The following is a 1,784-nucleotide window of genomic DNA, read 5'->3' as shown; positions in this document are numbered from 1 at the left end:
CTATGCCATCTCGGTCGTCATGGACGTGCTGTCGGGCGTCCTGAGCGCCAGCGAATTCGGCCCCGGCGTCGCCGGCCCCTACCAGCCGGACAAACGCAGCGGCGCCGGCCATCTGCTGATCGCCCTCAATGTCGAGGTGTTCCAGCCGCTCGACGGCTTCAACGCCAGGATGGAGGCGATGATCGCCGGCCTCAAGGGTGCCAAGCTGGCCAAGGGCGCGGAGGAAATCTTCTATCCGGGCGAGATCGAGGCGCGGAACGACCAGCGCCACCGCGCCGAAGGCCTGAAGCTGCCGCAAGATACGATCGCGGACCTGACGAAGCTCGGGGAAGAGATGCAGGTGCCGTTCGATTCGTTTAGTTGATGATGGTGTGAATGAGCAAAATTCGTGGCTCTGGCGGCATATCGTCCAGTCACTACAACACGGTCAGGCCGCACAGCTCGACGGACTACCGAAAACCAGCGCCTGAAGCGATCGCCGCCAGTTACAGCAACATCGTTCCGGCGTTCTATCTGATCGCCGTCTCGATCCTCTCGATCGCGGTCGTCGGCCGCACGCTCGCGAGCGTCCGCCGGGGTTCGGCCTTCCGCTCATCGACAGCGTGGGGCTGATCACAGGCTGCTAAACCGGCGGCGTCGTTATGGCAGACAGCGCCTTCCTTTCAGGGACGTATCAGCGTGAAGCGGGCGTGTTGCCGTCGCCGAGATCCCACCACAACCCGGCGAAAGCCGCGAAACCTTCACGGGCGATCGGCGCCAGCAAATGCTCGTCCGGCCCGTGCTGCTTGCAGCCGTTATAGGAGTGCGGCACCCAGACCAGCGGCACGCCCAGATGATCTATGAAAATATCGCCCGGCAATCCGCCCGAGGCGTTGGGGATCACCTGGACCTTGCGCCCGAGGCTTTTTTCCATGCTGGCGGCGGCGAATTGCACCCAGGGATCGGCCGGGTCCGTGCGGCTCGCCGCCAGTCCCACCGCCGCTCTCTCGATCGCCACTTCCGCAAAGCCGGCGGCGTCGAGATGTTTGCGCAATGCCGGCGCGAAAATTTCCGGTGCCACATCGGCCACGTAGCGGATCTGGCAATGCGCCCGCGCCTCGCCGGCCACCGCGTTCACGGGGTTTTCCGGCCGGCCGGAGGTCATGGCCAGAACGATGAAACCGTTCCAGCCATAGAGTTTTTCCGCCGCGGTCAGGCCCGGCTCGCCCCAGTCGGGGTCGGGCTCGATCGCGCTCCCGCCGCCCACCACACAGCCTCGCAATGCCTGCTCCACGCTCGCCGGCACGCCGCCCGGCGGCAGCCAGTCGCGCACCAGAATGCGCCCCTTGCGGTCGCAGATGCTGGCCAACGCCTGCGACAGGATCAGCGCCGGGTCGGCAATCAACCCGCCCCAATGGCCGGAGTGCACCGCCCCCGGGCGCAGCGATACCACCAGGTCGAAATGAAAGGTCCCGCGCGAGCCGGTGGCGATGGTCGGCGTTTCCGGCGCCACGCGCGGCCCGTCGGAGGCCAGCAGCACATCGGCCGCCAACAGCTCACGATGCGCGGCGATGAATTCGCGCAGGCCCAGCGAGCCGCGCTCTTCGCTCATCTCCAGCAACATTTTCACGTTATAGCCGAGCCGACCCTGGCGCTGTGCGAGCACCGCCTCCAGCGCCATCAGGTTAATCGCGTGCTGGCCCTTATTGTCGGCCGAGCCGCGGCCATACCAGAGGTCTCCCTCGGGCTTCAGCACCCAGGGCGAAAGCCCGTCCCGCCACTGCTCGTCCAGCCCGCGCACGGTG

At 66.4% G+C, this 1,784-nt stretch carries 3 protein-coding genes; 2 read left to right on the top strand and 1 reads right to left on the bottom strand.

Going from position 1 to position 1,784, the window contains the following annotated elements:
- Nucleotides 1–364: Ldh family oxidoreductase (locus VGG47_RS12345; protein WP_331538980.1), on the top strand; the 364-nt coding region annotated here is incomplete at its 5' end.
- Between the two features lie 11 nt (nucleotides 365–375).
- Nucleotides 376–612 (top strand): hypothetical protein, encoded by a 237-nt coding sequence (locus VGG47_RS12340; protein WP_331538978.1) that lies wholly within the window; start codon nucleotides 376–378, stop codon nucleotides 610–612.
- Nucleotides 613–673: 61 nt separating this feature from the next.
- Here VGG47_RS12340 and VGG47_RS12335 read toward each other — a convergent pair.
- The coding region (locus VGG47_RS12335; protein WP_331538976.1) for a M20/M25/M40 family metallo-hydrolase at nucleotides 674–1,784 on the bottom strand (1,111 nt) is incomplete at its 5' end.

It is taken from the genome of Acidocella sp., assembly GCF_036489515.1.
In the GTDB taxonomy this organism is placed as follows: domain Bacteria; phylum Pseudomonadota; class Alphaproteobacteria; order Acetobacterales; family Acetobacteraceae; genus Acidocella.
The sequence above is the reverse complement of the archived record's forward strand: the minus strand, read 5'-3'. Positions and strand labels throughout refer to the sequence as shown.

What these genes read in the sequence shown, in the direction of transcription:
- VGG47_RS12340 (WP_331538978.1), top strand. Translation starts at nt 376, where the DNA reads ATGAGCAAAATTCGTGGCTCTGGCGGCATATCGTCCAGTCACTACAAC.